This window comes from Xenorhabdus sp. TH1, from assembly GCF_037260955.1.
Taxonomy (GTDB): domain Bacteria; phylum Pseudomonadota; class Gammaproteobacteria; order Enterobacterales; family Enterobacteriaceae; genus Xenorhabdus; species Xenorhabdus griffiniae.
The window spans coordinates 3,516,225-3,532,268 of sequence record NZ_CP147734.1 but is presented as its reverse complement, the minus strand read 5'-3'; the positions used below and the strand labels follow the sequence as shown (position 1 = coordinate 3,532,268).

Here is a 16,044-nt window from a genome sequence, read left to right as displayed (position 1 = left end):
CACTGGAACTGATATCAGGCGAAACTCTTGTATCTCTATATTGAAACGCTGAAGCAGCGACTGGATGCAATTAACCAACTTAGATTAGAGCGCGCTACGAGCTTAATGAGTGACGCTTTCAAGCAAGTTTATAGTTTAATTCCAGTATTATTACATTATCATCATCCAATGATGCCAGGTTATATCAAAGGCGATGTTCCTCATGGCGTTTGCTTTTTTATACCTGATGAAGCACAGCAGTTTTGGATTAATGATCTGGATAGCCAGCTTACTGGTGTCCTGCCAGATGTATCGTCACCTACGTCTAATGGTGAATTGCCGATTACGGGAATTTATTCCATGGGCAGTACTTCTTCTATTGGGCAAAGTTGTTCTTCTGATTTAGATATTTGGGTTTGTCATCAATCTTGGTTAGATAGTGACGAGAAAACTTTGCTGGAACAAAAATGTACCTTGATAGAACAGTGGGCGGCGTCACTGGGGACTGAAGTTACTTTTTTTCTGATTGATGAAAACCGTTTTCGGCATAATGCCTGTGGTAGTTTGAACGGTGAAGATTGCGGTTCCACCCAACATATCCTTCTGCTTGATGAATTTTATCGCACAGCGGTTTGTCTGGCTGGCAAGCGCTTGTTATGGGCAATGGTTCCCGTGGAAGAGGAGACTCATTATGATGAGTACGTCCTTTCTCTCTATGCACAGGGTGTGTTGACGCCAAATGAATGGTTGGATCTGGGGGGCTTGGGGGAATTGTCCGCAGAAGAATATTTTGGGGCGAGCCTCTGGCAACTTTACAAGAGTGTGGACTCTCCTTATAAGGCTGTCTTGAAAAGCCTGCTGTTGGAAGCTTATTCATGGGAATATCCCAATGGAAAGCTTCTGGCGATGGAAATGAAGCAATATTTTCATGACGGCGCGATTGTTTCTTTTGGCCTCGATGCTTATAGCATGATGCTGGAACGTGTAACCCGCTACCTGACTGCCACGAACGACCTTGCGCGCCTTGATTTGGCGCGTCGTTGTTTTTATCTGAAGGTATGCGAGAAATTATTGGCAGGCCAGAATGATAAAGGTTGTACAGGATGGCGTCGTCAGGTTATGTCCCAGTTGGTGCGCGAATGGGGTTGGGATGAGAATAAACTGGCTATGCTGGATAACCGTAATGCATGGAAAATTGAGCAGGTGCGTGATGCCCATAATGAATTGCTTGATACCATGATGCAGAGTTATCGCAACTTAATCCGCTTTGCCCGCCGTAATAATTTAAGTGTGAGTGCCAGCCCACAAGATATTGGTGTATTGACCCGTAAATTGTATGCGGCTTTTGAAGCATTGCCCGGTAAAGTGACTTTGGTGAATCCTCAGATATCACCCGATCTGTCGGAAAAGGATCTGACTTTCATCTATGTCCCTCCGGGGCGAGTAAACCGCAGTGGTTGGTATCTTTACAATCATGCCCCCACGATTGAATCGATCACTGGTCATCAACCATTGGAATACAATCGCTATCTGAATAAATTAGTTTCCTGGACCTATTTCAATGGCCTGTTGTCTAAAGAAACTCGGCTCCATATTCATCACGGCAGATCTCAGTGTGACAGGCAGAAATTATATGATTTGGTGGATGACATTGCCGCTCATTTCCCAATCCGTTTACCAGCTCCTACACCAAAAGCACTATACAGCCCGTGTGAAATTCGCCACTTGGCGATCATTGTCAATTTAGAACAAGATCCAACAGCTGCATTTTCTGATCAAATCGTTCGTTTTGACTTAAGGAACTTGAATGTTTTCAGTTTTGGTGAGTTGCAGCAATGTTTGGTAGGTAGCATTGATTTGCTTTACCGTAATTCATGGAATGAAGTGAGAACCTTGCATTTCAATGGCGAACAATCGGTATTGGAAGCATTGAAAACCATATTGGGAAAAATGCATCAAGATGCAGCGCCACCATCTGATGTTGAAGTTTTCTGTTATAGCAAACACTTACGTGGATTGATCCGCACGCGTATCCAGCAATTAGTTTCGGAGTGTATAGAGTTACGCCTGTCTAGCAACCGACAAGATCCAAACCGTTTCAAGGCATTACGCATCTCAGGGCAAACATGGGGATTATTCTTCGAACGGTTAAACGTTTCGGTACAAAAATTGGAAAATGCAGTGGAATTTTATGGTGCCATTTCCAACACCAAATTGCATGGACTGCCAGTCAAAATTGACACCAAAGAAAAACACTTACCGCCTGTAATAGATGGTTTCGCCTGCGAAGGCATCATCCAGTTCTTTTTCGAAGATATTGAAAACAAACAAGGATTCAATATTTATATTCTTGATGAATCAAATCGAGTGGAAATTTATTCCCATTGTGAAGGCAGTAAAGAAGAGTTGGTGCGAGATATCAGCCGATTTTATTCATCATCACATGATCGTTTTACTTATGGCTCTAGTTTTGTCAATTTCAACTTGCCGCAGTTTTATCAAATCGTTAAGAAAGGTGAGCGTACCCATGTCACTCCATTTATAGAGGGAGTGTACCCAGTGGATGATGTAGAAGCGAATGATACCAGGCTTCATATTGACGAGCGCCTTGATAAAACCTGTGGGGCACATGCACAAGATCCTTATCGTTCGTTGTATCACTATTAATATAGTCAATTAGTTAAGCGCCTGTTTTATCAGGCGCTTTTATTAGATCTCTTTCGTTGACTCATTGTTTTTATTTGGTTTTGATGAAATTGGATTTTAATGAAACATGGTCACGAAAATTGGAATGGCTCACCACTTTGCTCAGTAATGGCTTGTGCCAGCATGGAAATAAAATCATGCCCACTGCGGTCACAAATCCACTGGTTATCCTGATAATTAAAATGGTAACCACCATTTTTGGTTGCTAGCCATATCTGATGAAAAGGTTCTTGACGGTTAATAATGATTTTGCTGTCGTTTTCAAAACTCAGCGTCATCACACCGCCGTTTGTTTCATAGTCGATATCCGTATCACCATCGTAATTATCCAGTTGCTCTTCGAGATGAAACATCAATTGATCGGCCAATTGATGAAATTCGCTATCGTTCATGTTTATTTCCTATTTGCTTTTCAGAGCCTAGCTGCGATTATAGAGAGTATTGGCGCATGAATCACAGGCATTAATATAATGAAAAAACAACTTCGTTGGTCACTGGCTATCATAACATTACTTTCTCTGGCTGGTTGTGGCTTGAAAGGGCCTCTCTATTTTCCTCCTGCGGAAACATCTGCAACACAGCTACCTATGCACAAAACAGATAAGGTACAGTCGGAAAAATTGTTAGAAAACAATTTATTAAAAGACAATATATCGATGAATGCATGATAGTGATTGGGTAATGTGATTTCTCCTGGAGTCGTATATGCAGTTCTCCAAAATGCATGGTCTTGGTAATGATTTTATGGTCGTTGATGCAGTGACCCAAAATGTTTATTTTTCTCCAGAGTTAATTTGCCGTTTGGCTAATCGGAATACTGGGGTGGGTTTTGATCAACTTTTGATTGTTGAAGCACCCTATGATCCTGACTTAGACTTTCATTACCGCATTTTTAATGCTGACGGCAGTGAAGTTTCCCAGTGTGGTAACGGGGCACGTTGCTTTGCTCGTTTTGTCCGTCTCAAAGGGTTGACTAATAAGCGTGATATCAAGGTCAGTACACAGGCCGGCCGAATGATATTAAGCATCACAAATGATGAGCAAGTTTGTGTCAACATGGGCGAGCCGGACTTTGAGCCGCAGCGTATTCCATTTCGTGCCAATAAGGCTGAAAAAACCTATATTATCCGTGCTATTGAACGGACAGTGCTTTGTGGCGTTGTGTCGATGGGTAACCCTCATTGCGTCATACAGGTTGAGGATGTGGACACTGCCGAAGTGGAAATATTGGGACCGGTGTTGGAAAGCCATGAGCGTTTTCCTGAACGCGCCAATATTGGTTTCATGCAGGTAATCAATCGAGGTCATATTCGATTGCGTGTCTTTGAGCGAGGAGCCGGTGAGACACGGGCATGTGGCAGTGGCGCGTGTGCAGCAGTAGCAATCGGTATTCAGCAAGATCTGTTGGATAACCAGGTTCGGGTTGATCTTCCAGGAGGGACACTGCAAATTCGCTGGGATGGGTCGGGAAAACCCCTTTTTATGACTGGGCCTGCAACTCATGTTTATGATGGTACGATTCATTTGTGATTGATTCTGTATTTGTTGAGTCTCTCTTGAAATATGGGGCATTGGAAAATGGGTGAAAAAAACGATCCATTGCACATTGAAAACAGACTGGATGATCAGACTGTCGTGGATTATTTGTTGAATAATCCGGATTTTTTTATCCGTAATGCCAATATGGTCGATCAGATAAGAGTTCCCCATCCGGTACGAGAGTGTGTCTCTTTGATGGAATGGCATATGAACCGTCAGAGAAAACGTATCTGTTATTTGGAAGACGATCTGAACTATTTGATAGCGCAGGCGAAACAGAATGAAGTGCTGTTCAGTAGCCTATTGCAATTACTTTCGGATCTCTCTGGTGCCAAGAGTTTGCAGGACTTTCTTTCCTGTTTAAGTTCATGGTCAAAAACACTGGGGTTAAGTAACAGTTATATTCGATTGTTCAGTGATAAATGGCATCTGGGAGCACCATTGAATGTGCCGGAGCTGGCTATTTCTCGTCAGGCCTTTGAATCTGTCCGCATTAAGAGATTTTGGGAAAAAAATCACTACCTTGGCCGACTGCACGGCCCAGAGATTTTATTGTTAATGCCACAGGCACGCCATGTGGGTTCAGTGGCGATTTCCCTTTTAGGAACACGAGGGGATTTGGGCATGGTAATCTTCAATAGCCATGATAAACAGCACTATCACGAAGGCATGGGAACGGATATTCTCGACCATTTGGCGAAGCTGTTGCCGGGTTTGTTGTCCCGTTGGATTGAACGCGCATGACTCAGCCGATTGATTTACTGTTAGCTCCCGTAGAAGATTTCTTGCACTATTTGCGTGTTGAACGACGTTTAAGCCCCGTGACGATCACTCACTATCGACGTCATTTGGTAATTTTGGCGGAAATGTCACTGGAGATGGGGATACGTGAGTGGCAAGAGTTAGATCCGGCTAAAGTCAAAATGTTTGCCTCTCGCAGTCGGCGGGCAGGCTTGCAGTCTGCCAGCCTTGCTTTGCGCTTTTCTTCTTTGCGTAGTTTTCTTGACTGGATGGTAATGCAAAATAAGTTGGTAGCTAACCCAGCTAAAACAGTCAGTACTCCGCGTAAAAAACGTCACTTACCTAAAAACATGGATGTGGATGAAGTTAACCAACTGCTCAATATTAATTTGAACGATCCGTTGTCAGTGCGTGACAGAACTATGCTGGAAGTGATGTATGGCGCGGGATTGCGTTTGTCTGAGCTGGTAGGTCTGGATTGCCACCATTTGGATCTGGAAGGCGCGGACGTTTGGGTACATGGCAAGGGCAGCAAAGAGCGTAAAGTGCCGTTCGGCCGTATGGCGCAGGAATGGCTCCAGCGTTGGCTAGAAATGCGGGAATTACTTGAGCCAGAAGATGATGCGGTTTTTATTTCCACCAAAAGCGGAAAACGTCTCTCTGCCCGTAATGTACAGAAACGATTTGAACAGTGGGGGATTCGGCAAGGTGTGAGTAGCCATGTTAACCCTCATAAATTGCGACACTCTTTTGCCACACATATGCTGGAGTCCAGTGGAGATCTGCGTGCAGTTCAGGAATTACTGGGGCACGCTAACCTGTCGACCACCCAGATTTATACCCATTTGGACTTTCAGCACTTGACCAAAGTCTATGATGTGGCTCACCCTAGAGCCAAACGAGGGAAATCATAATGCGTTTTTATCGGCCTATCGCGCCGTTTGCGGCGATGACATTCGATCTGGATGATACGCTTTACGATAATCATCCTGTAATCGATAAAACCGAAAAAGAAGTGTTGTGTTTTATCAGGCAGTACGATGCCAAATTCGGTCACTTTGAGCATGAAGATCTGCATTTATACCGCCAGGCGGTTCTTGAACGGGAACCTGATATTTATCATGATGTGACTTCATGGCGTCGGCAATCCGCAGAACTTATGTTTACCCACCAGGGTTTCAATGATGAAGAAACCGTACGTGGGACGAATGAAATTATGTCTTGCTTTACGTACTGGCGTAACCAAATCACTGTTCCAGAATCCACCCATAAGGTTTTGTCCCTATTAGCGGAAAAAATGCCGTTAGTGGCGATTACCAATGGAAACGCTGAACCTGCCGCCTGTGGGCTTGCCCGTTACTTTGAATTTGTTTTGAAAGCGGGCATAGATGGACGTTCTAAACCTTACCCTGACATGTACCAGACCGCGGCAGATCGGCTCAACCTACCTATAAATCAAATCTTGCATGTGGGGGATAATTTGAATACAGATGTTGAAGGGGCACTTTGCAGTGGTATGCAAGCCTGTTGGATCAACATTGAGAATAAAAACTTGATGCAGGAACCAGAGGGGCGTCTGGTGCCACATATTGAGATTTCTGATTTGGCTTCTTTGGTAGCACTGATATAATTTCAAATCGAAATCTATATAAAAATATTAACAACTGACGGTAATTATGGACGTTTCTTATCTGCTCGAAAGCCTCAATGATAAACAACGTGAAGCGGTCGCAGCTCCCCGTAGTAATATGTTGGTACTGGCTGGTGCTGGCAGTGGTAAAACGCGCGTGCTGGTTCATCGGATTGCCTGGTTACTGTCAGTTGAAAATGCCTCGCCGTTTTCCATCATGGCGGTCACGTTTACCAATAAAGCGGCTGCTGAGATGCGGCACCGAATTGAAAACCTGATTGGCACCAGTCAGGGGGGCATGTGGATCGGTACATTCCATAGCCTTGCTCATCGCTTGTTGCGCGCCCATCACCTTGATGCAAATTTGCCGCAAGATTTCCAGATCCTCGATAGTGAAGATCAGCACCGCCTCATCAAACGCCTCATTAAAGCGATGAATCTGGATGACAAACAGTGGCCAGCCCGTCAGGGAATGTGGTACATCAATGGCAAAAAAGATGAAGGATTGCGTCCACAACACATTGAAATTTACGGTAATCCGGTAGAGGCAACCTGGCTGAAAATTTACCAGGCTTATCAGGAAGCGTGTGACCGCGCAGGGCTGGTGGATTTTGCCGAATTGTTACTACGTGCCCATGAACTTTGGCTGAACAAGCCACAAATTCTGAAACATTATCGTGAACGCTTCACGAATATTCTGGTGGATGAATTTCAGGATACTAACAGTATTCAATATGCCTGGATCCGTCTTCTGGCTGGTGATAGCGGTAAGGTCATGATTGTCGGGGATGATGACCAGTCCATTTATGGCTGGCGTGGTGCGCAGGTAGAAAATATCCAGCGTTTCCTCAAGGATTTTCAGGGAGCGGAAACGCTCCGTCTGGAACAAAATTACCGTTCGACCAGCAATATCCTTAAAGCGGCCAATGCCCTGATTGCTCATAACAGTGATCGTTTGGGTAAGAATTTGTGGACAGAAGGCAGCGAGGGAGAGCAAATTTCACTTTATTGTGCCTTCAATGAATTGGATGAGTCCCGTTATGTTGTCGGCCGTATCAAGCATTGGTTGGATAATGGCGGTGCACTGAAAGAGTGTGCGATCCTGTATCGAAGCAATGCTCAATCCCGCGTTCTGGAAGAAGCCTTGTTGCAGGCTTCCATGCCTTATCGTATTTATGGCGGACAGCGTTTCTTCGAACGCCAGGAAATCAAAGATGCCTTATCCTACTTGCGTCTGGTCGCAAACCGTCACGATGATGCAGCTTTTGAGCGCGTGGTGAATACACCCACACGTGGCATTGGCGACAGAACACTTGATGTTGTGCGCCAGGTTGCGCGAGATCAGCAAAAAACTTTGTGGGAAAGTAGTCTGGTATTGATACAGGAAAAAGTGCTGGCTGGACGTGCGGCATCTGCACTGCAACGCTTCATCGAATTGATCGATGCGCTGGAAACAGAAACACAGGAGATGTCGTTGCATGTGCAGACCGATCGCATTATCCGTGATTCTGGCCTATGGGCGATGTATCAACAGGAAAAAGGCGAAAAGGCGCAAGCGCGTATCGAAAACCTTGAAGAATTGGTTACGGCAACCCGTCAATTTAGTTATCAGGACGAGGATGAAAATCTGCTGCCATTGCAGGCTTTCCTCTCCCATGCTGCGCTTGAATCGGGGGAAGGTCAGGCGGATGCCTATCAGGATGCGGTGCAACTGATGACCTTGCATTCAGCGAAGGGCTTGGAATTCCCGCAAGTTTTTATTGTCGGTATGGAAGAGGGCATGTTTCCGAGTCAGATGTCCATCGAAGAAGGCGGTCGGCTGGAAGAAGAGCGTCGCCTGGCCTATGTAGGCGTTACTCGGGCGATGGAAAAATTGACGCTGACTTATGCGGAAAGCCGTCGTTTGTATGGCAAGGAAGTCCATCACCGTCCGTCTCGTTTTATTGGAGAATTACCGACAGAATGCGTGGCAGAAGTTCGTTTGCGAGCAACGGTATCCCGCCCGGTCAGCCACAAACGGCTGGGCACACCTATCAGTGCCAATGACAGTGGTTATGCTCTTGGACAGCGTGTACGTCATCCCAAATTTGGTGAAGGGACGATTATCAATATAGAAGGTAGTGGGGAACATTGCCGCTTGCAAATCGCGTTTCAGGGTGAAGGTATTAAGTGGCTGGTGGCCGCTTATGCCAGACTCGAAACAGGCCAATAATCCGGTCGAATGTTGACAGGCTTTTTCTTCTAAGCGTAACATTCGCGCCTTACGATAAGCGTAGGGAGTATAAGGAGACTTATGGTACATGCTGAACGCATTTAAATTAGAGAACAATCGCCTGCTCCGTCTTGAATTTGAAGAAGGTGATAAGTTATCTGACTCCATGTGGGTAGATTTAGTGGGGCTGGGGGATAATGATCGCCTCCGTGTCCAGAATGAGCTGGGACAAGTCCTGGCGACCCGCACCGAGTTGGATGACATTGAGGCATCAGCCCGTTTTTTTGAAGATGAAGATGGTATGCACGTCCATTCATTCTTCTACTTTGAAGATGCCGAAGACCATGCTGGCAACTCGACAGTCGCATTTACTATCCGTGACGGTCGTCTCTACACATTGCGAGAGCGTGAACTCCCTGCATTTCGATTATACCGAATGCGTGCCCGTAACCAGACGATGGTTGATGGAAATGCTTATGAGCTGTTGATGGATTTGTTCGAAACTAAAATCGAACAATTGGCTGATGTTATTGAAAACATCTATAGCGTGCTGGAATCCCTGAGCAGGGTCATTATGAATGGTAAACAGGGCGATGAGTTTGATTCTGCGTTATCTAACCTTGCTGAACAGGAAGATATTGGCTGGAAAGTCCGCTTGTGTTTGATGGATAGCCAGCGCGCCCTGAACTTCCTTGTGCGCCGTGCCCGCTTGCCGGCCAATCAGTTGGAACAAGCTCGTGAAATCCTGCGAGATATTGAATCCTTGCTGCCGCACAATGAATCCCTGTTCCAGAAAGTGAACTTCTTGATGCAGGCGGCGATGGGCTTTATTAACATCGAACAGAGCCGCATTATCAAGATCTTCTCCGTTGTCTCTGTGGTATTCCTGCCACCCACGCTGGTCGCATCCAGCTATGGAATGAACTTCGAATTTATGCCGGAGTTGCATTGGACATTCGGCTATCCTGCGGCGATTGGATTGATGATAGCAGCGGGTTTGGCTCCTTACCTTTACTTCAAACGCAAAAACTGGCTATAGCCATCTCACCCGCTATCTATTTTCTAATGAATTGCTTTGTCGGCTGTTTCCACTACCCCAAAAGCTAAACTTCAAGAACACTATATGAAACTTGATATCTCCCCGCGAAGCGGGGGAGATATCACACGCATCTTGACGTTAGATTGGTATAGATATTTTAGATAACACCTTGGGTCAGTTTAGGAATGTTGTTGAAAGAATTGAGCTATTTCCGTAAACGGCGTTGCGTATAGAGCGCATCCAGAGTAAACAGAATCAAGGCAGCCCAAATAAAGCCAAAAGTGATTAAACGATCTGGTCCTATTTCCTCACCATAAACTAACGTTGCCAGCAAGAACATCAATGTTGGGCCAAGATACTGGAAGAAGCCCAGCGTAGACAAACGCAGATGCGCAGCGGCCGCGGTGAAGAGCAGCAGAGGCACCGTTGTAATAATACCGGCAGCAATCAACATAAGGTTCAAAGAGTACGTATTATCCAGCATATTACTTGTTGGACTATGGGTGAAAAACAGCAGGTAAATCAAGGCGACAGGGAATACCCAGGTTGTTTCAACCAACATACCTGTCTGTGCATCAACGCCCAATTTTTTGCGGATCAGACCATAGACCGCAAACGTCGTCGCTAAATATAAACCAATCACGGGGATAGAACCAAACTGCCATAGCTGGATCAAGACACCGGTAAAGGCCAATCCTACAGCAACCCACTGCATACGGCGGAAACGTTCACCAAGAAATATCATACCAAACAGGACATTAACCAACGGGTTAATAAAATACCCCAGACTTGCTTCCAGTAAATGCCCATTATTGACTGCCCAAATATAGGTGAGCCAGTTACTGGTAATAGTGAAGGCTGTGATGCCTAGCAGCAGCAGTATCTTCGGCTGGCGGACAACAACCCAAACCTGGCGCCAGTGACGAGTCAGTGTCAACATCAGTACCATAAAAAAAACTGACCATATAACACGATGAGACACGATTTCATCGGGAGGTACATATTGTATGGTCTTGAAATATATAGGGGCCAATCCCCAGATAAGATAAGCCCCCAAGGCATACAAGATACCTTTGGCAGTCTGTTGGTTACTCATAATATCCTTGAATGTTTAGAGAATGTTCAGAAAATTAAGAAGAGCTTGCTAAGGTGATAGCTCATGGACCTATACAATGTGTCATTTGAATAAATGATTTACAAGTAGTTAATAACATGAATAATAAATTAAACGTTTCTACTTATCAGCCAATTAGCACTATATGCTAAATTTTTATGTTTAACTAATTGAGATGTCTATATTTATACAATTTAATAATGATTACGAAGGTGTGAGAGGAGAAAAGCGAAATTATATATTTCCCATCAGCACCTTCAATTTGTAAGATCAAAAATATAAAACCAAAAGTATAAGTCCCAAAATTCTAGCCAACCAAATAAGTTCCCACCGCACTGGCGATATGCATTTGTTTTTCATTATGCAATTCAATTCTGGCGACAGAAACTTTATTGCCTGCACGGATAAGATTGCAACTGGCAGTAAATATTTCACCACGTCCGGGGCGTAGGTAATCCACTCGCAAATCAATAGTCCCTAATGTCGTTAGGCGTTTTTGGATCTCCGCGATGGTAATTGTTTCAATTGATGTCAATGTATTGCCTGCACAAACCAGCCCTCCAGCAACATCTAATATGGAAGCGATTGCACCACCGTGTAAAATTTTATGGATCATATTGCCGATTAATTTCTCTTGGTAACAAAATTGTAGTTCTGCGTAGTCTTGTTCGAAGCGGAGCAGTTCGAGACCCAATAGGCGATTGAATGGCATATGATAAACAAAGATTTCACCTATAAATTTACGGGCTTCTTCTGAGGTTAAGATGGTGTCTACTGGTTGAATATTTTCCATGTGATTTTCCTGATAACCTGATAATGAAAAGTAAAATCAACAGGCATTAAATGGGCTAATATAGTTAATGGATTGTTAAGTTTATGCTTTCATGATCGACTTTGCCAGCCTGTGAAGCGCTTCGAGAAACAATTCATGGGAAAAAAACGGGCTACAAAAAATAATCATATAGCGTGTAGAATAAGCGGTAATTTTTTATATACAGGTGATTGGATCGCAGCTGTATTTTTATAGCCTATTTTTAGGCTTTTTCAGGGATTAGCTTCTAACGATCGAGGAAAGTCGTGTCTACCGCAGAACTTATCAGCACGGCATCGCTGGCTGAACAAGCATTACGAAAAACATTCGGATACCAGCAATTTCGTCCGGGACAGCAGCAAGTTATTGACGCCGTTCTTGACGGACGAGATTGTCTGGTGGTTATGCCGACAGGAGGCGGTAAGTCACTGTGCTACCAGATCCCTGCATTGGTTAAAAATGAGCTGACTCTGGTTGTATCTCCACTCATTTCATTGATGAAAGACCAGGTTGATCAGCTACGTGCGAATGGCGTTGAAGCGGAATGTCTGAACTCAACTCAAAGTCGTGAACAGCAATTTGATATCATTCAACGTTGCCGTAATGGGAGTGTTAAACTGCTTTATATCGCCCCTGAACGGTTAGTAACGGATAATTTTCTTGACCAACTTCGCGACTGGCAGCCTGTTTTATTGGCTGTCGATGAAGCTCATTGTATTTCTCAATGGGGGCATGATTTTCGCCCAGAATATCGAGCATTAGGGCAACTTCGTCGTCGCTTCCCCGATCTTCCGGTGATCGCATTAACAGCCACAGCAGATAAAGCGACCCGCCAGGATATCGTGCGTTTATTGGAGTTGCATGAGCCGATTATCCATATCAGCAGCTTTGATCGTCCGAATATTCGCTATACCTTAGTTGAAAAATACAAACCGCTTGATCAGCTCTGGTCATTTGTCCGTGGCCAGCAGGGAAAAAGTGGCATTATCTATTGCAATAGTCGTAATAAAGTAGAAGAAACTGCGGAGCGTCTGCAAAAGCGGGGGATAAGTGTTGCGCCTTACCATGCAGGGTTGGAAAACAGCCAACGGGCATGGGTACAAGATGCTTTCCAGCGAGATGATTTGCAGGTCGTTGTAGCAACGGTTGCATTTGGTATGGGAATTAATAAACCTAATGTGCGTTTTGTCGTGCATTTTGATATTCCCCGTAATATCGAATCTTATTATCAGGAAACTGGCCGGGCTGGGCGAGATGGTTTACCGGCGGAAGCGGTGCTGTTTTACGATCCTGCGGATATGGTATGGCTGCGTCGCTGTTTAGAAGAAAAGCCCGCCGGTGAACAACAGGATATTGAGCGGCATAAACTCAATGCTATGGGCGCATTTGCACAGGCACAGACCTGTCGGCGTTTGGTATTGTTGAATTATTTCGGAGAAAGTCGCCAAACAGCGTGTGGCAACTGTGATATTTGCCTTGATCCTCCCAAACGTTACGACGGTCTGGTAGAAGCACAGAAAGCGCTGTCTTGTATCTATCGCGTTGGACAACGTTTTGGCATTGGCTATATTGTAGAAGTGCTACGTGGTTCAAATAATCAACGCATTAGAGATTTTGGACACGACAAACTGCCTGTGTATGGCATTGGTAAAGAACAGAGTCAGGAACATTGGATGAGCGTCTTGCGTCAGCTTATTCACTTGGGGCTTATCAGCCAAAACATTGCCAACTATTCTGCTCTGCAATTGACCGAAGCTGCTCGGCCGATATTACGTGGCGAAGTGTCTCTACAACTTGCCGTACCACGTATCCAAAACTTAAAAAGCCGTAATCAGCAAAACAAATCGTACAGCGGCAACTATGATCGCAAATTATTTGCTAAGTTGCGAAAATTGCGTAAGTCCATTGCTGATGAAAACAATATTCCACCTTTTGTTGTTTTCAATGATGTCACGTTAATTGAGATGGCAGAACAGTGCCCAATAACACCGGATGAACTTTTGCTGATTAATGGCGTTGGTCAGCGGAAATTGGAGCGTTTTGGTGATGCCTTTATGACCTTAATCCGAGAGCATTTTGAAGAATTTGAGTAACTGAAAGATTTGAAAAACTATCCAATCGCCTTTCAATATGCGTCTTATATCTCCCCGCTTCGCGGGGAGATATAAACAATCACATTGATTTGCAAGCTGCAACTTGAAGTTGGATTGGCATAAAGGACAATGAACTAAGGGTAAAGAATGGTATCTGAGATCTTGAAAGCTAGCTGGTTAAACCGTGAACCTCAGTTCTCAGCCTTTACGAATGGACTATTATTGGATTTTTGGCAAACAAGAGAAGAACGGCAATTTGTAGGAATTGATGATATTCCCATCCATTATGTCTCCTTTTGTTCCCGCCATCATGATAAAACACTCGTTATTTTGCCTGGTCGTAGTGAAAGTTATGTGAAATACCCTGAAGTGGCCTATGATTTTTATCATCTGGGTTACGATGTTTTCATTATAGATCATCGTGGGCAAGGCCGTTCAGGGCGTATGTTGGATGATCGGCAAAAAGGCCATGTTGAAGCGTTCGATCATTATGTGGATGACTTAGTGAAATTTATTGAACTTGAAGTAGTGCCTCGTCAGTCTCATCGTTGTTATGCTCTGGCCCATTCGATGGGTGGCGCGATTTTGAGTCGTTTTCTGATACGTTACCAGGAGCCGATTTTTCGTGCTGTGGCGTTATGTGCGCCGATGTTTGGTATTAATTTACCAATGCCTCGCTGGTTGGCAAATTTTCTGGTTAACCAGGCAGAACCCAATGTCAAAAGACGTAACGCTTATGCCCTATCAACGGGGCAATGGCGGCCATTACCCTATTTTATCAATCTATTAACGCACAGTTATGCGCGTTATCAGCGTTATTTGCGCTACTATGCTGATTATCCTGAATTGCGCCTTGGAGGGCCAACTTACCATTGGATGCGTGAAAGTATGCTGATGGGCGATAGTCTGATTGAAAATGCGGGCAAAATTCAAACTCCACTCATCGTATTACAAGCAAGTGAAGATAAGATAGTAAGTAATCGGGAGTTATTGGCTTTTTGTGCATCTCACCAAAATCCTCTGATTATCCAGGGGGCTCATCACGAAATTTTGTTCGAAAAAGATGCATTGCGAGCGCAGGCTCTTAATGCAATTTGTGATTTTTTTGACCAGAATTGATTTAGTTTAGGAACTATAACCATGTATCATGTTGTTGCTTCAGATTTAGATGGCACTTTGTTATCTCCCGACCATAAATTAACCCCATACACCAAGGAAACGTTGAACTTATTAACGGAACAAGGGATTCATTTTGTTTTTGCAACAGGGCGGCATCATATTGATGTGGGACAGATCCGTGATGGATTGGGTATTGATGCTTATATGATCACTTCCAACGGTGCAAGGGTTCACAATACCCAGGATGAATTGATATTTAGCCATAACTTAGATCCTGATATTGCCCATGATTTGTGTTTATTGGAGTTTGATAATCCTGATATCCTGACTAATTATTTTAATAACGATGATTGGCTAATAAATCGAGAATCCCCTGAACAGACAGAATTTTTCCAAGAGTCTGTTTTCCATTACCAACTTTTTCAGCGCGATAATTTTCCCACAGATGGCGTATGCAAGGTTTACTACACCAGTGAAGACCATGATTATTTGGTGGATTTGGAAGAGAGGATTAAAGCCCGTTGGGGGGAAAGGGTTAATGTCAGTTTTTCACTGAGAAATTGTTTGGAAGTAATGGCTGGTGGTGTTTCTAAAGGTCATGCATTAGAGCAAGTTTGCCAATTGATTGGATATCAATTAAATGACTGCATTGCATTTGGCGATGGTATGAACGATCAGGAAATGTTAAGTGTGGCCGGTAAAGGCTGCATTATGCAGGGAGCGCACCAGCGTTTAAAAAATATTTTACCTGAGATGGAAGTCATTGGTTCCAATGCGGATGATGCTGTTTCTGGTTATTTACGGAAAATGTATCAGGTTTAAAGACGCTAATTGTTTGAAAACAGCATCCGTGTGATGCTGTTTTCTTATTGATAAGTGATTTTTCCAGTCAAATAATCAACCATGCTGGTGGGAACTTGTATTTAAACTCCAATTTATTTGAGTGTGGTTCTCTTTTTTATTAAATATTGGATATGAGATAGTTATTTAAAGGAATACTCACGCGTTTACTTCGTTCATAACGGTGTTGCATTTATTATGTTAATGCAAGTTATTTTTTT

General features: G+C 44.0%; 14 protein-coding genes. 11 read left to right on the top strand and 3 right to left on the bottom strand.

What is annotated here, in order from left to right; all coding sequences use genetic code 11:
* Window positions 1–27 precede the first annotated feature (27 nt).
* The gene (locus WDV74_RS15385; protein WP_338883679.1) at window positions 28–2,646 is read left to right on the top strand and encodes a class I adenylate cyclase; all 2,619 of its coding nucleotides are present in this window, start codon (window positions 28–30) and stop codon (window positions 2,644–2,646) included.
* Between the two features lie 110 nt (window positions 2,647–2,756).
* Here the strand turns inward: WDV74_RS15385 and cyaY are convergent, their stop codons facing one another.
* Window positions 2,757–3,077: an iron donor protein CyaY gene (gene cyaY, locus WDV74_RS15380; protein ID WP_338883678.1), complete on the bottom strand. Its 321-nt coding sequence runs from the start codon at window positions 3,075–3,077 to the stop codon at window positions 2,757–2,759.
* A 78-nt stretch (window positions 3,078–3,155) separates the two neighbouring features.
* Between cyaY and WDV74_RS15375 the strand changes: the two genes are divergently transcribed.
* From WDV74_RS15375 to corA, 7 genes are all read left to right on the top strand, one after another.
* Window positions 3,156–3,353, top strand: a complete 198-nt coding sequence (locus WDV74_RS15375; RefSeq protein WP_338883676.1) for a lipoprotein — start codon at window positions 3,156–3,158, stop codon at window positions 3,351–3,353.
* A gap of 37 nt (window positions 3,354–3,390) precedes the next feature.
* Window positions 3,391–4,215: a diaminopimelate epimerase gene (dapF, locus tag WDV74_RS15370; RefSeq protein ID WP_338883675.1), complete on the top strand. Its 825-nt coding sequence runs from the start codon at window positions 3,391–3,393 to the stop codon at window positions 4,213–4,215.
* Between the two features lie 48 nt (window positions 4,216–4,263).
* Window positions 4,264–4,968 (top strand): DUF484 domain-containing protein, encoded by a 705-nt coding sequence (locus WDV74_RS15365; protein WP_338883673.1) that lies wholly within the window; start codon window positions 4,264–4,266, stop codon window positions 4,966–4,968.
* A complete protein-coding gene (xerC, locus tag WDV74_RS15360; protein WP_338883672.1) occupies window positions 4,965–5,879 on the top strand; it encodes a tyrosine recombinase XerC in 915 nt (304 codons plus the stop codon). Before WDV74_RS15365 ends, xerC begins: the two co-directional genes overlap by 4 nt.
* Window positions 5,879–6,595, top strand: coding sequence for a 5-amino-6-(5-phospho-D-ribitylamino)uracil phosphatase YigB (yigB, locus tag WDV74_RS15355; RefSeq protein WP_338883670.1), 717 nt, complete (start codon window positions 5,879–5,881; stop codon window positions 6,593–6,595). Before xerC ends, yigB begins: the two co-directional genes overlap by 1 nt.
* A 46-nt stretch (window positions 6,596–6,641) precedes the next feature.
* Window positions 6,642–8,807 (top strand): DNA helicase II, encoded by a 2,166-nt coding sequence (uvrD, locus tag WDV74_RS15350; RefSeq protein ID WP_338883668.1) that lies wholly within the window; start codon window positions 6,642–6,644, stop codon window positions 8,805–8,807.
* 88 nt (window positions 8,808–8,895) lie between these two features.
* The gene (corA, locus tag WDV74_RS15345) at window positions 8,896–9,846 is read left to right on the top strand and encodes a magnesium/cobalt transporter CorA (protein ID WP_338883666.1); all 951 of its coding nucleotides are present in this window, start codon (window positions 8,896–8,898) and stop codon (window positions 9,844–9,846) included.
* Between the two features lie 205 nt (window positions 9,847–10,051).
* Here corA and rarD read toward each other — a convergent pair whose 3' ends face one another.
* Both rarD and WDV74_RS15335 read right to left on the bottom strand, forming a co-directional pair.
* Window positions 10,052–10,942, bottom strand: a complete 891-nt coding sequence (rarD, locus tag WDV74_RS15340; RefSeq protein ID WP_338883664.1) for an EamA family transporter RarD — start codon at window positions 10,940–10,942, stop codon at window positions 10,052–10,054.
* A gap of 325 nt (window positions 10,943–11,267) precedes the next feature.
* Window positions 11,268–11,753: a thioesterase family protein gene (locus WDV74_RS15335; protein ID WP_338883663.1), complete on the bottom strand. Its 486-nt coding sequence runs from the start codon at window positions 11,751–11,753 to the stop codon at window positions 11,268–11,270.
* Window positions 11,754–12,037: 284 nt separating this feature from the next.
* Between WDV74_RS15335 and recQ the strand changes: the two genes are divergently transcribed.
* The 3 genes from recQ (at window position 12,038) to yigL (ending at window position 15,805) form a co-directional block, all read left to right on the top strand.
* The gene (recQ, locus tag WDV74_RS15330; protein ID WP_338883661.1) at window positions 12,038–13,864 is read left to right on the top strand and encodes an ATP-dependent DNA helicase RecQ; all 1,827 of its coding nucleotides are present in this window, start codon (window positions 12,038–12,040) and stop codon (window positions 13,862–13,864) included.
* A gap of 147 nt (window positions 13,865–14,011) precedes the next feature.
* Window positions 14,012–14,983, top strand: coding sequence for a lysophospholipase L2 (gene pldB, locus WDV74_RS15325; protein WP_338883659.1), 972 nt, complete (start codon window positions 14,012–14,014; stop codon window positions 14,981–14,983).
* 21 nt (window positions 14,984–15,004) lie between these two features.
* A complete protein-coding gene (gene yigL, locus WDV74_RS15320; RefSeq protein WP_338883658.1) occupies window positions 15,005–15,805 on the top strand; it encodes a sugar/pyridoxal phosphate phosphatase YigL in 801 nt (266 codons plus the stop codon).
* The last annotated feature ends 239 nt before the right edge of the window (window positions 15,806–16,044 follow it).